The organism is Mucispirillum schaedleri ASF457 (genome assembly GCF_000487995.2).
In the GTDB taxonomy this organism is placed as follows: Bacteria; Chrysiogenota; Deferribacteres; order Deferribacterales; family Mucispirillaceae; genus Mucispirillum; species Mucispirillum schaedleri.
In genome coordinates this window covers 334,091-355,675 of sequence record NZ_CP097562.1, presented here as the reverse complement: position 1 = coordinate 355,675, position 21,585 = coordinate 334,091, and the positions used below count along the sequence as shown (strand labels likewise).

General features: G+C 30.5%; 22 protein-coding genes. 16 read left to right on the top strand and 6 right to left on the bottom strand.

What is annotated here, in order from left to right; translation table 11 throughout:
• Positions 1-9: 9 nt before the first annotated feature.
• From N508_RS01780 to N508_RS01770, 3 genes are read right to left on the bottom strand one after another with little or no spacing between them, the layout of a single operon-like run.
• Complete coding sequence (locus N508_RS01780) at positions 10-375, bottom strand: heat shock protein transcriptional repressor HspR (RefSeq protein WP_023276369.1); 366 nt, start codon at positions 373-375, stop codon at positions 10-12.
• A gap of 8 nt (positions 376-383) precedes the next feature.
• Positions 384-1,490: a molecular chaperone DnaJ gene (gene dnaJ, locus N508_RS01775; protein ID WP_023276368.1), complete on the bottom strand. Its 1,107-nt coding sequence runs from the start codon at positions 1,488-1,490 to the stop codon at positions 384-386.
• 15 nt (positions 1,491-1,505) lie between these two features.
• Positions 1,506-1,937 (bottom strand): Hsp20/alpha crystallin family protein, encoded by a 432-nt coding sequence (locus tag N508_RS01770; RefSeq protein ID WP_023276367.1) that lies wholly within the window; start codon positions 1,935-1,937, stop codon positions 1,506-1,508.
• Between the two features lie 155 nt (positions 1,938-2,092).
• Between N508_RS01770 and N508_RS01765 the strand changes: the two genes are divergently transcribed.
• From N508_RS01765 to N508_RS01750, 4 genes are all read left to right on the top strand, one after another.
• A complete protein-coding gene (locus N508_RS01765; protein ID WP_040637084.1) occupies positions 2,093-2,857 on the top strand; it encodes a cell envelope integrity TolA family protein in 765 nt (254 codons plus the stop codon).
• Positions 2,858-2,973: 116 nt separating this feature from the next.
• Positions 2,974-4,044 carry a radical SAM/SPASM domain-containing protein gene (locus N508_RS01760; protein WP_023276365.1) on the top strand — a complete coding sequence of 357 codons (1,071 nt, stop codon included), beginning with the start codon at positions 2,974-2,976 and terminating at the stop codon, positions 4,042-4,044.
• Positions 4,045-4,075: 31 nt separating this feature from the next.
• Positions 4,076-5,638, top strand: coding sequence for a succinyl-CoA:acetate CoA-transferase ScpC (scpC, locus tag N508_RS01755; RefSeq protein ID WP_023276364.1), 1,563 nt, complete (start codon positions 4,076-4,078; stop codon positions 5,636-5,638).
• 6 nt (positions 5,639-5,644) lie between these two features.
• Positions 5,645-6,385 carry a YaaA family protein gene (locus N508_RS01750; protein WP_023276363.1) on the top strand — a complete coding sequence of 247 codons (741 nt, stop codon included), beginning with the start codon at positions 5,645-5,647 and terminating at the stop codon, positions 6,383-6,385.
• On the opposite strand, the gene zapE is transcribed toward N508_RS01750, so the two are convergent.
• The gene (zapE, locus tag N508_RS01745; RefSeq protein ID WP_023276362.1) at positions 6,382-7,401 is read right to left on the bottom strand and encodes an AFG1/ZapE family ATPase; all 1,020 of its coding nucleotides are present in this window, start codon (positions 7,399-7,401) and stop codon (positions 6,382-6,384) included. The genes N508_RS01750 and zapE overlap by 4 nt on opposite strands.
• Positions 7,402-7,447: 46 nt before the next feature.
• Between zapE and N508_RS01740 the strand changes: the two genes are divergently transcribed.
• The 5 genes from N508_RS01740 (at position 7,448) to N508_RS01720 (ending at position 12,313) form a co-directional block, all read left to right on the top strand.
• Positions 7,448-8,215, top strand: coding sequence for an inositol monophosphatase family protein (locus tag N508_RS01740; RefSeq protein WP_023276361.1), 768 nt, complete (start codon positions 7,448-7,450; stop codon positions 8,213-8,215).
• A 163-nt stretch (positions 8,216-8,378) separates the two neighbouring features.
• Positions 8,379-9,053, top strand: a complete 675-nt coding sequence (queC, locus tag N508_RS01735) for a 7-cyano-7-deazaguanine synthase QueC (RefSeq protein ID WP_023276360.1) — start codon at positions 8,379-8,381, stop codon at positions 9,051-9,053.
• 19 nt (positions 9,054-9,072) lie between these two features.
• Positions 9,073-9,513, top strand: coding sequence for a GatB/YqeY domain-containing protein (locus N508_RS01730; protein WP_023276359.1), 441 nt, complete (start codon positions 9,073-9,075; stop codon positions 9,511-9,513).
• Between the two features lies 1 nt (position 9,514).
• Positions 9,515-10,021, top strand: a complete 507-nt coding sequence (locus N508_RS01725; RefSeq protein ID WP_023276358.1) for a CvpA family protein — start codon at positions 9,515-9,517, stop codon at positions 10,019-10,021.
• Between the two features lie 15 nt (positions 10,022-10,036).
• Positions 10,037-12,313, top strand: a complete 2,277-nt coding sequence (locus N508_RS01720) for an endonuclease MutS2 (RefSeq protein WP_023276357.1) — start codon at positions 10,037-10,039, stop codon at positions 12,311-12,313.
• Positions 12,314-12,315: 2 nt separating this feature from the next.
• Here the strand turns inward: N508_RS01720 and N508_RS01715 are convergent, their stop codons facing one another.
• The gene (locus tag N508_RS01715) at positions 12,316-12,990 is read right to left on the bottom strand and encodes a carbonic anhydrase (protein WP_023276356.1); all 675 of its coding nucleotides are present in this window, start codon (positions 12,988-12,990) and stop codon (positions 12,316-12,318) included.
• 228 nt (positions 12,991-13,218) lie between these two features.
• On the opposite strand from N508_RS01715, the gene N508_RS01710 reads away from it, so the two are divergent.
• The 5 genes from N508_RS01710 to cimA all read left to right on the top strand — a co-directional run bounded on the left by N508_RS01710 (position 13,219) and on the right by cimA (position 19,630).
• Complete coding sequence (locus N508_RS01710; protein WP_023276355.1) at positions 13,219-14,157, top strand: DDE-type integrase/transposase/recombinase; 939 nt, start codon at positions 13,219-13,221, stop codon at positions 14,155-14,157.
• A gap of 159 nt (positions 14,158-14,316) precedes the next feature.
• Entirely contained in the window at positions 14,317-15,630 is a 1,314-nt protein-coding gene (locus N508_RS01705; RefSeq protein WP_023276354.1) for a homoserine dehydrogenase, read from the top strand.
• On the top strand, positions 15,630-16,793 hold the full coding sequence (locus tag N508_RS01700) for a cofactor-independent phosphoglycerate mutase (RefSeq protein WP_023276353.1): 1,164 nt from the start codon (positions 15,630-15,632) through the stop codon (positions 16,791-16,793). The genes N508_RS01705 and N508_RS01700 overlap by 1 nt, the downstream gene beginning before the upstream one ends.
• A 22-nt stretch (positions 16,794-16,815) precedes the next feature.
• Complete coding sequence (locus N508_RS01695; RefSeq protein WP_023276352.1) at positions 16,816-18,054, top strand: aspartate kinase; 1,239 nt, start codon at positions 16,816-16,818, stop codon at positions 18,052-18,054.
• Entirely contained in the window at positions 18,041-19,630 is a 1,590-nt protein-coding gene (cimA, locus tag N508_RS01690) for a citramalate synthase (protein ID WP_023276351.1), read from the top strand. The genes N508_RS01695 and cimA overlap by 14 nt, the downstream gene beginning before the upstream one ends.
• A 239-nt stretch (positions 19,631-19,869) precedes the next feature.
• On the opposite strand, the gene N508_RS01685 is transcribed toward cimA, so the two are convergent.
• Positions 19,870-20,238 carry a hypothetical protein gene (locus N508_RS01685; RefSeq protein WP_023276350.1) on the bottom strand — a complete coding sequence of 123 codons (369 nt, stop codon included), beginning with the start codon at positions 20,236-20,238 and terminating at the stop codon, positions 19,870-19,872.
• Between the two features lie 119 nt (positions 20,239-20,357).
• On the opposite strand from N508_RS01685, the gene N508_RS01680 reads away from it, so the two are divergent.
• Together N508_RS01680 and N508_RS01675 are read left to right on the top strand one after the other, a co-directional pair.
• A complete protein-coding gene (locus N508_RS01680) occupies positions 20,358-21,026 on the top strand; it encodes a histidinol phosphate phosphatase domain-containing protein (protein ID WP_023276349.1) in 669 nt (222 codons plus the stop codon).
• A complete protein-coding gene (locus N508_RS01675; RefSeq protein WP_023276348.1) occupies positions 21,019-21,579 on the top strand; it encodes a hypothetical protein in 561 nt (186 codons plus the stop codon). Before N508_RS01680 ends, N508_RS01675 begins: the two co-directional genes overlap by 8 nt.
• Positions 21,580-21,585: the final 6 nt, after the last annotated feature.

Genomic DNA, 21,585 nt, shown 5'->3' with positions numbered 1-21,585 from the left:
ATATATCCTCTACTTTTCTCTTTCTATTTTTATGGTCTGGATATTATTTGTATTTTTATCCATAATAGACATATCCTCACCATATTTTGATTGAATATTTGTTCCAATCTGCAGTATTTTTTTATTTAATAAAGTGATTTGTTCCTGCATATTCAATATTATTTCAACACCAGCAAGATTTACTCCCTGCTTCTGTGTTAAAGTTTTTATAAGCTGTAATTTTTCTATATCATTTTCTGAATAAAGCCTGTTTTTACCATCAACACGACACGGAACTACAAGACCTAAACGCTCATACTGTCTTAATGTCTGCGGGTGAAGATTTAATATTTCAGAAGCTATGCTTATCATATATTTAGGTGAATTATTATCCATAATATACCTTATATAGTTCCTTTTGCTAAAATATCACTTCTATCAAGTTTTGGGCTTAAACTTTGTGCTTTTATAAGCAAATCTTTTACATTATCACTTAATTTTTCTGGAGCTTTAATATTAATAACTACATATAAATCTCCATTAATATTTTTTCTAAGAACAGGCATACCTTTGCCTTTTAATCTTAATTTCTGCCCGCTTTTTACACCTGCAGGAACATTTAAATTAACTGCACCATAAGGGGTAGGGACAGTTAATTTTATACCAAGGGCAGCTTCAAAAATATCTATATCCATATTAATAGTTAAATCACTGCCATTTCTTTCATATACTGGGTTATCAATAATGGTAGTTTTAATATATAAATCTCCTTCTGGTGCACCATTTTCACCAGCATTTCCTTTGCCTGATACTCTTATTTTAGAATCATTATCAATACCAGCTGGTATTTTTATTTTGATATGTTCATTAATATGCACATATCCTTTTGACCTGCATTTTATACATGGTTCAATTATTTTTTCACCAGTTCCAGAGCATATTCTGCAAGGGGATGCAAAAAAAGAGCCATCACTAGCCATTCCTGTTCCATGACATACAGAACATGCTGTTTTTTTACCTCCTGTGCCATTGCATGATGGACATTGTGCATCTCTATTAATGTTTAATTCGTAAGTTGTTCCTTTAACAGCATCAGTAAATGGAACTTTTATAGAGTAAACAATATCTGAGCCTTTTGCAGCTTTAGCCTTGCTTCTACTTCTTGAAGATTTTGGTGAAAAACCACCAAAGAAATCACTAAATAAATCTTCAAAGGAAGTGCCGCCAAAATTGAAATTTCTCATGTCTTCATAATTCATATTTTGGAAATTATATCCATGACCGCTGCTTGTAAAAGCTTCATGACCTATAGAATCATATTCTTTTCTTTTTTCAGGGTCTGAAAGAACAGCATAAGCTTCTGAAAGTTCCTTAAATTTGTTTTCAGCTTCTTTATCCCCAGGGTTTACATCTGGATGATATTTTCTAGCAAGTTTTCTATAACTTTTTTTGATTTCATCAGCAGTAGCTGTTTTACTTACTTCTAGTATATCATAATAATTTTTAGCCATTTTTACCTCAATATATTATTCAGATTTTATTTTTATAGTTTTGCTGTTTTGTTTATTTGTTTTCTGGAGTATTATTTTTAATACACCATCTTTAAGTGACGCTTTTACAGCAGAAGTATTAATGTTTGCTGGTATTGCAAAACTTCTGCAGAATTTTCCACTTACACTTTCTATTTTATAAAAGTAGTCATCACTTGAATATTCTTCTTCCAGTGATTTTTTTACACCGCTTATAGAAAGTATACCTTCACTTATATTTACTTCCATATCTTCTTCATTAACACCAGCAAGCTCTGCAGATAAAATAATAATATTATCATTTTCAATAATATCAACAACAGGGCTCCAGTTATTTGACTGTTCTTTAAAAGATTTAGAAATCAGTTTATCTATATGTTTTTCCATATAAAATAAATCTTTCAAAGGGTCCCATTTCATTATACTCATACAGCACCTTTTATTTTAGTATGAATATAATATGTGATTTGAGTCTATATATGTCAAGTAATTTTATAAAAAAAATAATTTTTATTTTTTTAAAACTAATGCTATAATAAATTTTTATATAGATTATGTATGGTGATATGAAGTCGTATAAATTATTGGCAGTTACAATTTTTTTATCATTATTACTGCATATATTGATAATATATTTTGTAAAATTTACTAATGAAAGACAAAATGCAGAAAATCATCCAAAAGGTGAGCCTGTTGAAATAGAGGTAATACCAAAAGAAGAAACTGGTAATCATCCTTATTCTACAGAGCCTGAAACAGATGATATAGAAACTACTCTTGACCATGATGTAAGTGGTGGTAAAAGTGGTGGCAGCCTTCAAGATGAAAGAGCCTCAGGCAGTGGAGAAGTTTATAAAAAAGATATTTTGCCACCAAAAGCAGAAAATAAACAAGAAAACAGTGCATTAGAGCGGGAAACTGCTTCTGAACATAAACTAAATCTTTATGATAATAAAGATATTATTGACAGGATAGCTAATGCAGAAAAAGAACAGCCAAAAGGTGAAGATAGTGCTTCTTATAATGTGTTTGAAGAAAGATATGCTTCATATTTTGCAAAATTTCGCAGACGAGTATATCAGTTATGGGAATATCCAGCGGATTCTATACGGAAAGGTGAAACTGGTGTTGTAAAATTATCCTTTTCAATTTTAAAAGATGGGTCTATAGTAAATATTAGAATGCTGGAATCAAGCGGTTATTCTAATCTTGACAGAGAAGTTATGCGGGTTATTAAAAATATGGGAAAAATCCCACTTCCAGAATCTTATGAATTAAATCAGCTTAATATTGAAGAAGCATATTTTGTATACTCAATGGGTAGCGGATACGGAAGATTTTTAGAGTAAATGTGTAAAAAATATAAAAAAAATATTTTTTTGTTATAATCAAATAGACTTTTTTTATATAATAATATAAATTAATTTAAATTATTTTTTATAGAATAAAATTTTAAGGTGAATATATGGATGAAAAAAAATGGGATTTAAAATGGATGGCTTGGGAAATTACATCAGCATGTAATTTAAGATGTGTTCACTGTCGTTCTTCATCAGAGAATTTTTCTCCAGTTGGTAAATTTACTTTAGAAAAAGCTAAGAAATTAATAGATGATATATCTTCTTTTGCTTCACCTGTTGTAGTAATTTCTGGTGGAGAACCACTTACAAGACCAGATGTTTTTGATATAGCAAAATATGGCACAGATGCTGGACTTAAAATGGCTATGGCTACAAATGGTGTTCTTGTTACAGATGAAGTATGCGAAAAAATTAAATCATCAGGTATCAGGATTGTATCTATGAGCTTAGATGGTCCAAATGCTGAAGTGCATGATGATTTTAGAGGTGGTATTGCAGGAGCATTTGAATGTGTAGAAAGAGCTGCTGCATTATTTAATAAACATGGTATTAAATTTATTATAAATTCTTCTTTTACAAAAAGAAATCAGTCATATATTATGGAAACTTTTAGGAAAGCAGAATCTCTTGGTGCTCATGCATGGTATATGTTTTTAATTGTTCCTACAGGCAGGGGAGAAGAAATATTTAAAGAGCTTGTTTCAAAAGAAGATTATGAAGAAATATTAGAATGGCACTATAATATGGAAAGACAGGAAGATGAAATATTAGTCCGTCCTACATGTGCACCACAGTATTATAGAATATGGCATGAAAAAAGCAAAGAAGAAAATAAAGATACAGAACGCCGCTCACTTACATTTTCTACAGGTGGCGGAAAAGGCTGCATCGCTGGTCAGACAATTTGTTTTGTTAATTCTGAAGGTAATGTGCTGCCATGCTCATACTTTCCAGAATCAGCAGGTAATGTATTTGAAAAACCATTAAAAGAAATATGGGAAACATCACAGCTTTTTGAAGATTTAAGAGATTTTAGACGCTATGAAGGCAAATGCGGTGTTTGTAAATATTTAAAAGTATGTGGTGGATGTCGTGCTAGAGCATATGCAGTTACAGGTTCATATCTTTCAGAAGAGCCATTTTGTAATTATATACCTGCAAATTATAATGGATAATTTATAATAAACATAAAAGGAGGACAAAAATATGTCTGAGTTAGAAAACAGAATACGAGATAAAAGTCTGCTTTCAAAAATAACTACACCAGAAAAACTTATTCCTTTATTTGAAGAAACTGAAAAAAGGATATTAAATGTAGGTTTTTCAGGGTTTACGCCAGTAGGTTATCCTAAAGTTATGCCCCTTGTTATCGCAGACTATGTAGAAAAAAATAATTTAAAAGGTAAATGGCATTTTAATCTTTTTGTTGGTGCATCAATGGGTGCAGAAATTGAAGACAGATGGGCAGAGTTAGAATTAACTAATATGCGCTGGCCATATCAAACAGCAAAAGTGTTAAATAAAAAAATTAATGATGGTTCTATAAAAATGGGCGATAAACATTTGTCTATGTTTTCGCAGGATTTCTTATATGGCTATTATACAAAAGATTGTGGCGGTGGCTTAGATATTGCAATTATTGAAGCTTCTTCAATAGATGAAAATGGTAATATTATATTAGCAGGGTCAGTTGGTGCTGCACCAGAATTTATTACTATGGCTGATAAAATTATTGTAGAAATTAACACTCATAACCCATCTTTTGAAGGAATGCATGATATTTTTGTAAGCGATATACCGCCTTATAAAAAAATAATCCCTATTACAGATGTAAGACAAAGAATTGGTACACCTTTTGTGCCAACAGATAAAAGTAAAATTGTTGGTATTATTGAATCTACTAAACCAGATAATGGCAGGGCAGTAAGGGGCAGTGATGAAGTTTCTGAAACTATTGCTCAGCATATTATTGATTTCTTTCAATCAGAAGTGAAAGCTGGTCGTATGCCTAAAAATCTTCTTCCACTGCAGTCAGGTGTTGGCTCTATTGCAAATGCTGTTGTGCTTGGTTTAACTAACTCTCCATTTGATAATTTAACAGTATACAGTGAAGTTCTTCAAGATGGATTTTTGCCATTTTTAGATTCTGGTAAATGTAAATTTATTAATGCTACTTCTGTTTCATTATCAAATGAAGGTTTTGAGCACTGGTGGAAAAACTATGATTTGTATCGTGAAAAAGTGCTTCTCAGACCTATGCAGATTTCAAATAATCCAGAAATTATCCGTCGTTTAGGTGTTATTTCTATGAATACACCTGTTGAAGTTGATTTTTATGGTCATGCAAATTCAACTCTTGTTGGTGGCACTAGAATGTTAAATGGTATTGGCGGCTCAGGTGACTTTGCTCGTGCTGCTTATGTTTCTATAATGCACACTCCATCATGCAGACCAAGTAAAACAGATGAATTTGGTATATCAGCAATTGTGCCAAAGGTGCCGCATGTTGACCATACAGAGCATGATTTAGATGTAATTGTTACAGAACAGGGGCTTGCAGACTTGCGTGGACTTTGTCCAAAAGAAAGAGCAAAAGTTATGATAGAAAAATGTGCTCATCCTGCTTATAAAGATTATTTAAATGATTATCTTGAAAGAGCAATTAAAGCAACTGGCAATCATCATGAGCCTCAGCTTTTAAAAGAATGTTATGATATGCATATAAGCCTTGCAGAAAGCGGCACAATGCGTTTTTGGGAAAAGAAATAATATGATATGATTATTTTATTTTCACCAAGCGAAAGTAAAACTCAACTTGATGGATACAGCAGTATATGTAAAGAAAGCTTTATTTTTCAAGACCAATATGCAAAAAGAATAGAAGCTGTTAAAATATATAATGAATATATTAACAGTAACAGTATTGATTCTCTTTTAGATATTTTTGGTATAAAAGATATTGAAAAAATACAAGAATATCAGAAAAATATTTTTGAAGCAGCAACATGTCCTGCCATTAAAAGATACAGCGGGGTAAGTTATTCTTACCTCGCTTATGATACTTTAAATCAAAATGCAAAATATTATATTTTGAATAATGTTATAATTTTTTCAAATCTTTTTGGACCAGTTTCTGCTGGAGATAAAATCCCCTATTATAAATTAAAGCAGGGTGCAAAAATAGGTAGCTTTACTTTTGAACAATTTTATAGAGATAATTTTTCAAGTGCTTTAGATAAATATATAGATAATCAAGAAATAGTTGATTTAAGAGCTGGATTTTATGAAAAGTTTTACAAGATAAAGAAAAAATATACTACATTTAAGTTTATTAAGCAAGGCAAGGTAGTAAGTCATTTTGCAAAAGCATACAGGGGTATTATTTTAAAACTAATGGCAGAAAATAATATACTTGAAAGTAAAGATATTATATCACATTTTCCAGAAAGCCTTGAAGTTATAGATACTACTATAAAAGGTTTTAAAGAAGAATTTATTTTAAATATATTAGACTAAGTTTTAAAAAATAACCCTAATTCGTCAAGCCTTGAATTACATCTTAAAAACTGCCTTTCAAATGATGTTTCCATAAGTTCTTTTGGAAAAATACTTTCTTTTAACTGAGTATTAAAGAAAAGTTTTGTATCATGATAGTAGCAGTGGTCTATAAATATAGTAAACCTTAATGCATCATTTAATTTTGTAAATGGTTTAAAATTACTAATAAAAATTGCATCAAAAGTTTTAGGAATTACAAAAAACTTAAAGGGGTGGTTATCCTGCAGTTTTATTATTAATTCATCAATGTCAACTAATACTTTGTCTCTTTTAGGCTCATAGTTTTCTAATACTTCATTAAATGATTTGTTGGAAAATACTGCCTGCCATGCTGCAAGATTAATACGGAAACTTTTGCCTTCAACAGTAATTGTATCAAAAGTATCTGAAATAATACCTAATTCCCTTGCAAACTGAGTTGTATCAAATTTACCGCCGCCAAGCTCTTTTGGAAGTCTGTTTGATGTGGTAATAATAGTTGTATTATTATTAATACTGTCTATAAACCTTGCTGCCATACGGGTAGTTGCCGGGTCATCTAAATCAAACTCATCTATTAACAATAAATCAACAGGCTTAAAAAAATCTATTGTTTTTTCAAGACCTGAAAAATTCATAAAATAAGTTAATTCTAAAAAACTCATAAATGCTTTGCTGCCTTTAAAATTATGAAAGCATGCAGAAAGCAGGTGAGTTTTACCTATACCATAAGTGCCATCAATATATATATTTTTTGCTATTTTATTTTCTTTTTGTTTTTTAGAAAAAAAGGAGCGTTTTTTAATTTTTTCTTTATTTGAAATACTGCATAATAATTCTTTTAATGCAGCTTGCGAAGGATATGCAGCATCATCAAGATAATTATCAAATGTGCAGTCTTTAAATTTAGGATGAGGGCGAAGTTCACTGAAACACTCATCAATTGAAACACTAAAATTAATTGTGTTGATATCTTTATAGTTATAGTTTATCATAATCAAATATATTATATATTTTTAAAAAATAATCAAGGAGTTTATTATGCTGAAACAAATATCTGATGTTGTTTTAAAGGCTGGCAGTATAGTAAGCAGTGGATTTCACTCTGCTAAAACTATTAAACATAAAGGTGAAGTAGATTTAGTTACAGAATATGATATTAGAACAGAAAATTTTTTAAAAGAAAAACTGCAAAAAATCTTTCCATCTTTTACAATTATTGGAGAAGAAACACATGCAGAAGGAAAATATCCATCTGAAAATGTTATATTTATAGACCCAATTGATGGCACAACAAATTTTGTGCATGGTGTGCCTTTTGTGGCTTTATCTGTTGGAGTAATTACTGATACAGAAACAAAATATGGTGTTGTGTATAATCCTGTGCTTGATGAACTTTATTCTGCAGAAACAGGTAAAGGTTCTTTTTGTAACGGCTTGCCAATAAAAGTATCAGAAACATCATCATTAATTAATTCTTTAATATCAACAGGCTTTCCTTATAAAAAAGATAACCTGCCATATTTAATGAAAGTATTGGAAGAAGTTTTAAAAACTTCAAGAGGTATAAGACGAGCAGGGGCAGCATCTCTTGATTTATGTTATACAGCCCGCGGTATATATGACTTATATTATGAAACAAGGCTGCAGCCTTGGGATATGGCTGGCGGATTGATTATTGTAAGAGAAGCTGGCGGCATTGTTACAAAACTTGATGGCAGATATCATGATATGGACAGCGACAGCTTAATAGCATCTAACGGGCTTCTGCACAGGGAATTTTTAAACCTTTTAAATGAAATAAGATAACATTTATAATTTTAATATTTGTAATATAGGTAAATTTAATGAAACTGTTTTTAATTCTTTTATTATAAATCATCAATAAAATTATAAAATTTTAAAATTTATCTTTATTTTCTGTTTGTTTTATTATATAACTCTTATTTGTTATTTAATATATGAGGTAAAAATGGATAAAGCTATTGTTTTAGCAAGTGGCGGGCTTGACAGCTGTGTTACTATTGCATGTGCTGTAAATGACGGGTATGATGCTGCTCTTTTACATATAAACTATGGACAGAGAACTCAAAAAAGAGAAGATAAAGCTTTTGATGATATAGCAGCTTATTATAATATAAAAAATAAAATGACAGTAGATATTGACTATTTAAAAAGGATAGGCGGTTCATCATTAACAGATATGTCTATGAAAGTAGAAGAAGACACTATCCCAGCATCTATTTTAAGCAGTCTACCTTCTACCTATGTGCCTTTTAGGAATGCTAATATGATTTCTATTGCTGTAAGCTGGGCAGAAGTGATTGGTGCTGAAAAAATATATATTGGTGCTGTTGAAGAAGATTCAAGTGGATACCCAGACTGCAGAGAAATATTTTATAAAAAATTTAATGACCTGTTATCTGTTGCACTTGCACCAGAAAGTAATGTGCAGATAGTAACACCAGTTATACATTTAACTAAAAAAGATATTGTCAAAAAGGGCATAGAGCTTAATGCTCCACTTCATCTTACATGGAGCTGTTATCAAAATGAATATACTGCATGCGGAGTTTGTGAAAGCTGTAAATTAAGGTTAAAAGGTTTTGAGCTTGCAGGCATTAAAGACCCTATACCATACAAATAAATTATAAAGGGAGATAGATATGACTTTAAAAGAACAAATTTTAGAAGACATTAAGCACTACATGAAAGAAAAAGATAATATTGCACTAAATGCTGTCAGAATGTTAAAATCTGATATAAAAAATGCTGAAATTGCTGCAATAAAAGAGCTTGATGATGAATGTATTATAAAAGTAGTTGCATCAAGTATAAAGAAACGCAAAGATTCTGCTGAAATATATATAAAAAACAGCAGACAGGATTTAGCAGATAAAGAGCTTGCAGAAATAAAAGTATTAGAAAAATATTTACCTGCTCAGCTTGATGATGAATCAATTAAAGCAGTTATTAATGAAGTCATCGCTTCTCTTGATGATAATATGAAGAAAAATTTTGGTGCTGTTATGAAAAATGTAATGGCAAAAGTTGGCTCATCTGCTGAAGGTAAAAGAGTAAGCGAGTTAATAAAAGGTATTTTATAGTATGGGTATTGTTGATATTATAATTATAGTATTTATACTTGTCTTTGCATTTAAAGGCACAATTAATGGCTTTATTACAGAAGCCATTAGTATATTAGGTATAATTTTAGCTTTACTTTGTTCCTATATGCTTTATGAGTCGCTTTTTAAAGCAATGCAGGCTGCAGGGTTTGGTCAGCAGGGTGCATCTATTGCTGCATATATTTTAGGTTTTTTAATTGTATATATTATTGTTATAATTTTAGGCAATCTGATACACAGAACATTACATGCAATTCATTTAGGGTGGGTAAATAAAGTATTTGGTTTTTCATTTGGAGTATTAAAAGGGGCTTTTATAGCAAGTGTTATACTTTGGATAATAGTTTCTGTTTTTCCAAATACAGTCAAATTTGTGCAGGATATAAAAAGCTCACAAGCTGCTCAGGCAACAATGAAAGTGCTGCCATACTGTTATGACAGATTAAATGCTGTTTCAAATATAGACAGGTTTAACCCATTTAAATAAATTATAAGGGATGATATGAGATTTGATATAGCAGCATTAGAGTTTGAATCTTTTAAAGAATTTTTACTTGATAATTTTGTTTCATCATTTTCAAAATCATCCTTTAAAGTTATTAATATACTCCATGATATTGAAAGTATATATAAAAGACAAAATGAAATAAGGCAGGCTGCAGAATATAGAGAAAGCTCATCATTTATTGAAGATGATAATGATTTTTTCAGCCTGTTTTATTCTCTTACAGATAAAACAAAATCTTTTGACCCAATGGATTTTGTAATCATAAAAAATTTTCTTGTAAAAATTTTACTTATTAAAGAAGCACTAGATGAGAAAAAATATACTCATTTGATGATATATAGTGAAAGTTTTTCATCATATCAGTATTTAATAGATTTAATAAGCCAGTCTATAAATGATAAAGGTGCAGTAAAAGATGATGCTACATCAAAATTACAAGAAATAAGGTATTCTTTAAATCAGTTTAAAAATAATATTCGTAAACTTCTTTCTAATATTTTTAATTCTGCAAATGCTGATAAGTTTATACAGGATAAAGTAATTGTTTTGAGAAACGGCAGATATACTATACCTTGTAAAACGAATTTCAGCCAGTATATTCAAGGTATTATTCAAGATAAATCTTCAAGCGGTCAGACATTATATATAGAACCTGCATCATGTGTTTCTGAAAATAATGCTATGCAGGAATTAATTATTGAAGAATCTGAAGAAATAGCAAAGATTATTTATACATTGATTACTTCTGTAAAATCTTCATTAGTAGATTTAAATAAAACAGTAAAATATTATTCTTATTTAATAATGATATTAGAAATAGGTCTTTTCTATTCTAATAAACAGCATACCTTTGGAGAGCTTGGAAACAGTATGGTTTTTTCCCAGATTCATCACCCGCTTTTATATTTAAGAAAAGGTGATAGTTCAATACCTATTGATTTTACAATAGATAGTCAAGGTAATCATGTCATAATTACTGGTCCAAATACTGGTGGTAAAACAGCAGCATTAAAATCTATAGGTTTAAATCATTTAATATCTTATTGCGGACTTCCTGTTTTTGGTAAATATTTTAAATTTATGGATTTTAAAAGTATTTTAGCAGATATTGGAGATAATCAATCTATTATTATGGACTTAAGTACTTTTTCATCTCACATGGTAAATATTAATAATATAGTTGAAAAGGCAGATAATAAAACATTAGTGCTTTTTGATGAATTAGGAACAGGAACAGAGCCAAGAGAAGGTGCATCCCTTGCTGTTGCTATATTAAAATATTTAAGAAAAAAAGGTGCAACCGTTATTCTTACAACTCACTTTACAGAAGTAAAAAATTATGCACTTAACAGTGATAATTCATATTTTTATTCTGTTGATTTTGATTATGATAATCTTAGTCCAAGATATAAATTAATAAAAGATGTTATGGGTAAATCTGACCCAATAATGATTGCAGAAAGACTTGGATTTAATAGAGAAATTATAAAAGATGCTGAAGAAGAGTTAATGCTGTATAAATCTTCTATTGAAGTGCAGGTAGAAGAATTAAATAGAATGAGAGCAGAAGCAGAGCATATTAAAAAAATCCTAACAGCAAAAGAAAAAGAACTGCAGGAAAAGGAAGATATATTTAATGCTGCAAATCAGGAACTGCAGAAAAAACTTAATTCTAAAGAAATAGAGTTATTAGAAGAAGCATACTCTCTTTTACAGAAAAGTAAACGGCTTGCTAACCAGAAAGAAAAACTTACAAATAATGAAATAGAAAATGTTATAAAAAAAACATCATCTAAAATAGAAGATATTAAATCAAAACAGGTAACTATTGAAGATATAAAAGTTAATGATATTATATTTCTTGATAAATATAACAGTCAGGTAAAAATCTTAGATATTTCAGGCAATAATGTAACAGTAGATTTAAATGGCATGAAAATGAAAATGAAAAAAAATGATATTGTTGGCCATAAAGTAGAGCAGGTAAAACCTAAAACTGTTAAAATAAATAACAATACAAGCAAAAGCAGCTCTAAAAGAGAAATTGTGCTTGTAGGCAGGCGAGTTGAAGAAGCTCTTGATTTGCTTGAAAAGTTTATAGATGATTTACTGCTTACAAGTTATGATAAAGCATATATTGTTCATGGCAGAGGCTCAGGACAGTTAAAAAAAGCAATTCATGAATATTTAAGAATGCATCCAAAAGCGGTAAAATATTATTTAGCAGAAAATAACGAAGGCGGTAATGCTGTAACAATAATTGAGTTATAAGTTTATTTATACCTTACAGGGCATGTAATAGTATCATCAAAAAAAGTAATTTTTCCTGTAGCAATACCATATTTTGCACCAATTACAATAATTTTGCCTGATTCTATATATGGTTTTAATATTGAGCTGCTTTTAATTTTATCTACAGTATGGTAAACATTTAAATCTTCAGCCCGTTCTAATAAATCAAATTTATTATCTGTTTCTTTTTCTGCTCTATCTATTGATGGCTGCACTTCATGAAGAATATCTTTTATATAACCAAGTTCAGCTCCATCATGGTTTTCTATGCAGCTTTTAACTGCACCACAGTTTTCATGCCCCATAACTATAATTATATCAACACTGCTGTGAGTTACAGCATATTCTATACTGCCCATTTCAAGAGGTCCCACCACATGACCTGCTGTGCGGATAATAAAAAAGTCACCCATTTCAGCATTAAATATCCTTTCAGGTGAAATTCTAGCATCAGAGCAGGTAACTATAACAGCCTGTGGATTTTGTCCGTGGATAGCCATTTGACGCACTCTTTCAATATTACTTACAGGGGCAGAATGAAGAATATATGAAGTAAACTGCTCATTTCCTTCCTTTAAAATATCAAGAGTTGTAGTATGGTCTTCTGCATGATAATTCCAAAACTCTATAAATGCCTTTAAAAATTTTTTAAACATATATCTCTCAGTGACTTTATTAACATTATTTTATAATAGAAATAACAAATAATCAAATATTTATTAAGTAGTTTTATTGAATTTTTTTTGTTTAAGCTATTTTTTAGTGATTTTTTTATCAAATGTAAGATTATGAGACATATGTTACAAAAATAAGTACAACAAAATACCTCTTAGTATATAGTATAAAATTAAGCAAAAAACTAAACTAAACTAAGAGGTATCACAATGAATAAAGTGATAATAACAGAAGAAATGCGATTTCGTCAACGGTTATGTGAGTATGCATTAAAAAAAGGAGCAACGAAAGCAGCCCGCAAATATCAAGTGAACCGTATGTTTGTATACAGGCATTTAAAGAAATATGATGGAACAGTTCAGAGTTTATCTTTTAAAAGTCGTAGACCAAGAAACAGTCCCAATAAGCATAGTAAAGAAGAGCTTGATTTAATATTTAACACATATGCCGAGCATGGTTTGTATGGTAATGCGGAGGTATATGTCAGACTTCTAGAAATTGGTTATAATCGTAGTTTTGGCAGTATGTGTATGCAGATAAGGAAGAAAGGCTTAAAGTCATTAAACAAGTCAAAAAAGAGCTATACAAGATATGAACCAATAACAGGTCAGTATATAGGCGACAAGGTTCAGATAGATATAAAATATGTTCCACAGGAATGTATAATGTTTTCCAGCTATGGTAAAAAATATTATCAGATAACAGCGATAGATGAATACAGCAGAATGAGAGTATTAGAAATAGTAGAAGAAAAAAGCACATTTGAAACAGGTAAGTTTTTAGACGAACTGGAAAGTAAATTTGGCTTTCCACTAAAAACAATTCAAGTGGATAATGGCTATGAATTTGTAAATGATAAGGAAGTTACAAACAAGAAAAGCTATTTTGAAGAGACAGCTGAAAAGAAAGGATATACTATTAAACGAATAAGACCTTATTCACCTTGGCAGAATGGAAAGGTGGAAAGAAGTCATAGAGAGGATGGAAAAATTTTATATGCAAATAATAAATTCTATTCCAAAGATGAATTAATTAAGGCTCTTAAACAGCATGAAAATAGATATAATAATACTGCTAAAACATGCTTAAACTTTAAATCTCCATATGAGATTGTTATTGAAAATAAATTATTGCTTGATTTATATTAATTTAAGATTTATTTTTTATTAAAAATGTAACATTTGTCCTGTTAGTTAAGAATTTTTTAGTGATTTTTTTATCAAACTTATTGACTATACAAAATAATTTATATAACATAGCAATTTAAATTAAATATTATATGTTGTATTGAGATTACAGGAGTTATTATGAATAAAGTGGTAAATGTTGGGATAATAGGCTATGGAGTTGTAGGGAAAGGAACTGTTGCCGCTTTAATAGATAATTTTGATACTGTTAAGCGTAAAACAGGTATAGATATTATTGTTAAAGGTATTGCAGATATAAATATTGATAAAATAAAAGATAATTATTTATCTAAAATTGATATTTTAACAAAAGATGCTATGGAGCTTATTAATAATAATGATATACATATAATAGTGGAGCTTGTTGGGGGATATACTTTTGCAAAAGATTTTGTAAAAGCAGCATTAAAAAACAAAAAACATGTTGTTACTGCAAATAAGGCACTGCTTGCAGCTTATGGTAGTGAAATATTTCCACTGGCTTATGAAAATGGTGTAGATATTGGGTTTGAAGCATCTGTTGGTGGCGGTATTCCTATTATTAGAGTTATGAAAGAAGATTTAGCTGTTAATAATATTAATGAAATATATAGTATTATTAATGGCACAGCTAACTATATTTTAACTAGAATGACAGAAGAAGGCAAAGAATTTGGTGAAGTATTAAAAGATGCTCAAAAGCAGGGATATGCAGAAGCGGACCCTACTTTTGATATTGAAGGAATAGATTCTGCTCATAAATTATCTATTCTTTCATCTATTGCTTTTTCTACAGTTGTGCTAATGGATAAAATATTTGTAGAAGGTATATCAAATATCAAGCCTATAGATATAGCCATTGCAAAAGAATTTGGCTGTGTTATAAAACTTTTAGCTATTGCAAAAAGGCATGATAATAATATAGAAGTGAGAGTGCATCCCACAATGATACCAACAACTAATACTTTGGCACAGGTAAATGGTGTATTTAATGCTGTATATATTAAATCAGATAAAACAGGTCCTACACTTCATTATGGAAAAGGGGCAGGCAGTGAAGCAACTGGTGCTGCTGTAGCTGGTGATATTATTAACATTGCAAGAAATACAATTCAAGGCATAAATGTTAGAGTTCCTGTTTTAGGCTATGTGGAAAAAGAAAAAAATATAAATATTATTGATATTAAAGATATTTATTCAGCTTTTTATATGAGATTAATGGTAGAAGATATGCCGGGAGTATTAGCTCAGGTAGGACTTATACTTGCAAATAATGGAATAAGTGTATCTTCTGCTCTGCAAAGAGAAGCTGATGTTGACTGTAAAGGATGTGTTCCTCTTGTATTTATGACTCATGAAGTAATTGGAAGCAGTATAATTAATGCAGTAAAAGAAATAGATGCAAAATCATTTGTTAAAGAAAAAACAGTAATAATCAGAGTGGAAGGAAATTAATGAAATATATAGTATTGCTGTGTGATGGTCTTGCTGACAGACCTATTAAAGAATTAAATAATAAAACTATTATAGAATATGCAAATATTCCAAATATACATAAAACTGCAGAGCATGGTATCTGTGGCTATATTCAGACAACACCTGATGGTATGGCACCGGGAAGTGATATATGCAATTTAAGCATATTTGGTTATAATCCTAAAAACTATTATACTGGAAGAAGTCCACTTGAAGCATGCAGTATGGGTATAGAACTTGGTGAAAATGATATGGCTTTTCGCTGCAATACAGTAACTATTATTAATGATATTATGGAAAGTTTTACAGCCTATCATATAGAAGAGAAATATGTGGAAAATATTATAAATGCTTTAAATCAGGAATTTAAAGATGAAGGTATAGAGTTTTATAAAGGTGTAGGATACAGAAATTTAATGGTAATCCGTAATGCAGGCGATATGAAACTATCTACTACTCCACCACATGATATAAGCGATAAAAATAGTATTGATTATGCTCCAACAGGAAATGGTGCTGAAAAATTAATTGAAATAATGAAAAGAGCGAAAGATAAGGTATTTAATGGAAGTATAGATACAGGCAAAGCAACTAATATATGGCTTTGGGGGCAGGGTGTGAAACCAGCTCTTCCTGCTTTTATAGATGAATATAAAGTAAAAGGTTCAGTTATCTCAGCAGTAGATTTAATAAGAGGTATTGGAGTATGTGCTGGGATGGATATTATTAAAGTGCCTGATATTACTGGTTTTACAGATACTAATTTTAAAGGCAAGGCAGAATATGCAGTCAATGCTTTAAAAAAATATGATTATGTTTTTATACATGTGGAAGCACCAGATGAAGCAGGTCATTTAGGAAGCATAAGTGAAAAAGTTAAAGCAATAGAGCTTATTGACAGCCAAATGATACCTGTTATTTTAGATGGCTTAAAAAAATATAGTGAATACAGGCTTTTAATTACACCAGACCATGCAACGCCTATTGAATTAAAAACACATTCATCAGAAAAAATACCAGCTATTATTTTTGGCTCAGATATTAAAGCAGATGAAAATAAAGCATATAGTGAATATATTAAATTACCATCGTTTGATTTAAAAGATGGCTATAAAATAGCAGAATTATTCATAAAAAATTAAGTAAAATATATTGGAGGAATTTGTGAGTCTTGTTGTTATGAAATTTGGCGGCACAAGTGTAGGCAGCATAGAACGCATACGCAATGTGGCAAAAATAGTAGAAAAGAAAAAAGACAAAGGCCATGATGTTATTGTTGCAGTTTCTGCAATGTCTGGTGAAACTGACAGACTTATTGGTCTTTTAAAAGAAATTACACCTGATTACTCATTAAGAGAATATGATCAACTTGTTTCAACAGGTGAAACTGCATGTATTCCACTTGTTACTCAGTCGCTTTTAGTAGATGGATATGATGCTATATCGTTAACTGGTTTACAAATAGGTATGGAAACAGATATTGCTCATTCAAAAGCTCGTATTCTTAATATTAGAGGCGATAGAATAAAGCAGGCAATCAGTGAAGGTAAAATAGTGGTTGTTGCAGGTTTTCAAGGTTATAATGTGGAAACAGGAGATATTACAACTTTAGGCAGAGGCGGTTCAGATACTACTGCTGTTGCAATAGCAGCTGCAGTAAAAGCTGATGTATGTGAAATATATACAGATGTAGATGGTGTATATACTGCTGACCCAAGAATTGTTAAAAATGCTAAAAAATTAGATACTATTTCCCATGAAGAAATGCTTGAACTTGCATCTCTTGGTGCAAAGGTTTTACAGTCAAGAAGTGTTGAACTTGGAATGAATTATAATGTAGATATTATGGTGCTTTCTTCTTTAGAAGATAAACCAGGCACTCTTGTTACATCAAAGGAGGATAAAAATATGGAGCGTATTGTTGTTTCAGGCGTTACTAGTGATAAAAATCAAGCAAAAATAACACTTTTAGGGGTGAAAGATGAGCCAGGAGTAGCTGTTAAAATATTTATAGGTTTAGCAGAAGCAAATATAAATGTGGATATGATTATCCAAAATGTTGCTACAGAAGATGGCAAAACAGATATTTCTTTTACAGTTCCTAAAACTGACCTTATAAAAGCAAAAGCAGCTTGTGAAAAATTAGGAAAAGATGCAGGTGTTCAAGAAATATTATCAGATGAAAATATTTCAAAAGTATCTATTGTAGGTATTGGTATGAAAAGCCATTCCGGTGTTGCTGCAACTATGTTTAAAGTATTGTCAGATAATCAGATTAATATAAAAATGATTTCAACAAGTGAAATAAAAGTTTCCTGCATTATTGAAGAAAAATTTACAGAGCTTGCAGTTCGTGTTCTCCATAGTGCATTTATAACTGAGAAACAAAATGGACAGCTCTAATAAAAAAATATTTTTGTATGATACCACATTAAGGGATGGCACTCAGTCAGAAGATGTAAATTTTACTGTTATTGATAAGCTTAGAATAGCAGAACGCTTAATAGAGTTTGGTATAGACTGTATAGAAGGGGGCTGGCCAGGCTCAAACCCTAGAGATATGGAATTTTTTAATGCTTTAAAGAAAAGTAAAAGTGTTTGTATAGATAAAATATCTGCTTTTGGCTCAACAAGGCGTGCTAAAAAAACATGTGAAAATGATGAAATCATACAGGCACTTCTTGATGCGGATGTTCCTAACATTACTATTTTTGGTAAAACATGGGATTTGCATGTTAGAGAAGCATTAAAAATATCTCTTGATGAGAATATAGAAATTATCTATGATACTGTTCGCTATTTAAAAAGTAAAGTGGATAGAGTTTATTATGATGCGGAGCATTTTTTTGATGGCTATAATGCTAATCCTGAATATGCACTAAAAACACTGCTTGCAGCCCGTGATGCAGGTGCAGACTGTGTTATACTTTGTGAAACAAATGGCGGTGCTATGCCTGATAAAGTTGCAGAAATAGTTTCCATTGTTAAAAATAGACTTAATGATTATCCTTTTGGAATACATGCTCATAACGACTGTGAAATGGCAGTTGCAAATAGTATAATGGCAGTAAAAGGTGGAGCAAGCCATGTGCAAGGCACTATAAATGGTTATGGTGAAAGGTGCGGTAATGCAAACCTGTGCTCTATTATTCCTAATCTGCAGCTTAAATATGGATATGACTGTGTAACAAGTGATAACTTAACTAAATTAAAAAGTTTGTCTGACTTTTTAGATGAAATAGGTAACTTAAAACATAATACTCACAGACCTTATGTTGGCAAATCTGCTTTTGCTCATAAAGGCGGAGTGCATGTTTCTGCAATTTTAAAAAATTCTAAAACTTATGAACATATTGCTCCAGAGCTTGTTGGAAATACTCAAAGAGTGCTTTTATCAGATTTGTCTGGTAAAAGTAACCTGATATACAAAGCAAAAGAGTTTGGTTTAGATATTGAAAGCCAGTCAGATACTATACAAAAAGTGCTGCTGCAGCTTAAAGAACTGGAAAACAGAGGGTTCCAGTATGAGGGAGCAGAAGCATCTTTTGAGCTTTTAATTAGAAGAGCAATGAATACTCTGCCAGAATTTTTTGATATATTAAGCTATAGGGTGATTGATGAAAAAAATAAATCTCTTTCTGTAGCACCTATGGCAGAAGCTACTGTAAGGGTTGCAGTTAATGGCGAAGTAGAGCATACAGCAGCAGGCGGAAATGGTCCTGTAAATGCACTTGATAAGGCTATAAGAAAAGCATTAGTATATTTTTATCCACAGTTAAAAGATATGGTTCTTGTTGACTACAAAGTTCGTATTTTATCAAGCCATAATGGGACACAGGCGACTACCCGAGTTCTTGTAGTAAGTCAGGATTCTTTTTCTACATGGAGCACTGTTGGAGTTGCAGAAAATATTATAGATGCAAGCTATCATGCACTACTTGATTCTATTATTTATAAGCTGTTAAAAGATAAAAAATAATAAGAAATTTTATAATAATCTGCTGTTATCCAGCAGATTATTTTATGGTGTTGCAAAAAAATAGATAATTTCAATAAATTATTTATTCTTGTAATATATATAATTTAGATTTTTGACTTTAATATCAGGCTCAAAATAACTGCTGCACAAAATTTTGGATAAGTCCAGACTAACAATAAGCAAATATAACTAAACAATAGTTTAATATAATATTTATTTTGATAAAATAAATTTAAAAATTATTTTTGGTTTTCAGATAATTCAATAAATTTATCCATTATATCATCAAGTTTACTTATAGAAACAGTTCCCCACATTTCTTCTATTTTATTATTTCCTATACCATGAGTATATTTAACAGTAATATCTGTAATAGATGGCAGAATAATTAAATCAATAAAAACATCTTTAATATTAAACATTAAATCAATAGTTCCATCTTCAGAAGGTGTGCCGCTTACTGTTAAAGCATATTTTTTATAATACCTTAATGCAACTAATGCTGCTACTTCTACATGTTCTGCATTAAAAGGTTCACCTTTACCAAATGACCAGCCTTTTTTCAGTTTAGCAATTTCTCTAATTCTTAATTCAAAGTTTTCCTGCATATAAGTAACCCATCTTAAAATTATTTATTTTTTAAATAATATACTTGCCATTTCTCCAAAAAATAAGTATAACTGAAAAACTATAATTTGTAAATAATTACTTTATTTTAGGTTTTATTATGATTTATGACTTACATACACACTCAACACATTCTGATGGTATGCTTATTCCTGCGGAAGTAGCCCGCACTGCACAAGTGCAGGGGTATCTTGGTATTGCATTGACAGACCATGTAGACAGCTCTAATATTTATCAGGTTTTACAAGCTAACTTAAAATTTAAAGAATGGTTTAACAAATCATCAGATGATTTTAAAGTCATTGTTGGTGTAGAAATCACTCATGTAAATCCAAAAGATATTGCACCACTTACAAAAATAGCAAGGGATAATGGTGCAGATATTGTTGTAGTTCATGGAGAAACGATATCTGAGCCGGTTGCTTCAGGCACTAATAGGGCAGCAATTGAAGCTTATGTTGATATATTAGCACATCCTGGTCTTATAAGCTATGAAGATGCCTGCTGTGCTGCAGAAAATAATGTATATCTTGAGATAACTACAAGAAAAAGCCATTCATATACAAATGCTCATGTAGCAAATATGGCAGGAAAAGCAGGTGCTAATCTTGTTATAGATAATGATGCTCACAGCCCGTCTGATTTTGTTGGAAGTGAAAAAGCCTTTAAAATAATGCTTGGTGCAGGCATTAGCGATAATGAAATAAAAAACATAATTAATAATAATAAAATAATATTTGAGAAAGCTGTTGGAGGCAAGAATGGCTAAAAAAGATAAAATTAATATTGATAATACAGGTGTAGATAAGCTTGAAGCATTTATGCAGAATAATATTAAAATGATTGTTATTTTAATAAGTGCATTAGTAGTATTATTTATTGCTGTGTATTTAGGTTATACTGCTTATGGTATATCTAAAAATAAAAAAATTGATTCTCTTAGTGCTGCTGAGATGATTATGATTGATAATTCTTCTGTGGATGCTTTTGCTGCATTATCTTCAACTGTTCCATCATTAAAGGACTATATTGCTGTTCGCAGTGCAGGAATGTATCATATGTATGACAATAGTGAAAAAGCTGTAAGCGAGCTTAAAAAAGCAGGAGGTAGATTTTCTGAATTGAGTGCTGGTATGCTTTATGATTTAGGTCAGAATGTTGTTCCTGCAAATTATTTACAGGGAGAAATGAGAGAATTATGGTATTATAGAAATGTATTATCATCTAACGATAATAATATAGATACAAATATTAATAATTTTAAAATGCTATACCCAGAAAGCCAGCTTTTAACATTAGTTGAAAACTGGAATATTAAATAGAAGTTT

Coding starts and splice junctions, on each gene's coding strand:
- N508_RS01780 (WP_023276369.1), bottom strand. CDS start 375: ATGGATAATAATTCACCTAAATATATGATAAGCATAGCTTCTGAAATA.
- dnaJ (WP_023276368.1), bottom strand. CDS start 1,490: ATGGCTAAAAATTATTATGATATACTAGAAGTAAGTAAAACAGCTACT.
- N508_RS01770 (WP_023276367.1), bottom strand. CDS start 1,937: ATGAGTATAATGAAATGGGACCCTTTGAAAGATTTATTTTATATGGAA.
- N508_RS01760 (WP_023276365.1), top strand. CDS start 2,974: ATGGATGAAAAAAAATGGGATTTAAAATGGATGGCTTGGGAAATTACA.
- scpC (WP_023276364.1), top strand. CDS start 4,076: ATGTCTGAGTTAGAAAACAGAATACGAGATAAAAGTCTGCTTTCAAAA.
- N508_RS01750 (WP_023276363.1), top strand. CDS start 5,645: ATGATTATTTTATTTTCACCAAGCGAAAGTAAAACTCAACTTGATGGA.
- zapE (WP_023276362.1), bottom strand. CDS start 7,401: ATGATAAACTATAACTATAAAGATATCAACACAATTAATTTTAGTGTT.
- N508_RS01740 (WP_023276361.1), top strand. CDS start 7,448: ATGCTGAAACAAATATCTGATGTTGTTTTAAAGGCTGGCAGTATAGTA.
- queC (WP_023276360.1), top strand. CDS start 8,379: ATGGATAAAGCTATTGTTTTAGCAAGTGGCGGGCTTGACAGCTGTGTT.
- N508_RS01730 (WP_023276359.1), top strand. CDS start 9,073: ATGACTTTAAAAGAACAAATTTTAGAAGACATTAAGCACTACATGAAA.
- N508_RS01725 (WP_023276358.1), top strand. CDS start 9,515: ATGGGTATTGTTGATATTATAATTATAGTATTTATACTTGTCTTTGCA.
- N508_RS01720 (WP_023276357.1), top strand. CDS start 10,037: ATGAGATTTGATATAGCAGCATTAGAGTTTGAATCTTTTAAAGAATTT.
- N508_RS01715 (WP_023276356.1), bottom strand. CDS start 12,990: ATGTTTAAAAAATTTTTAAAGGCATTTATAGAGTTTTGGAATTATCAT.
- N508_RS01710 (WP_023276355.1), top strand. CDS start 13,219: ATGAATAAAGTGATAATAACAGAAGAAATGCGATTTCGTCAACGGTTA.
- N508_RS01705 (WP_023276354.1), top strand. CDS start 14,317: ATGAATAAAGTGGTAAATGTTGGGATAATAGGCTATGGAGTTGTAGGG.
- N508_RS01700 (WP_023276353.1), top strand. CDS start 15,630: ATGAAATATATAGTATTGCTGTGTGATGGTCTTGCTGACAGACCTATT.
- cimA (WP_023276351.1), top strand. CDS start 18,041: ATGGACAGCTCTAATAAAAAAATATTTTTGTATGATACCACATTAAGG.
- N508_RS01685 (WP_023276350.1), bottom strand. CDS start 20,238: ATGCAGGAAAACTTTGAATTAAGAATTAGAGAAATTGCTAAACTGAAA.
- N508_RS01680 (WP_023276349.1), top strand. CDS start 20,358: ATGATTTATGACTTACATACACACTCAACACATTCTGATGGTATGCTT.
- N508_RS01675 (WP_023276348.1), top strand. CDS start 21,019: ATGGCTAAAAAAGATAAAATTAATATTGATAATACAGGTGTAGATAAG.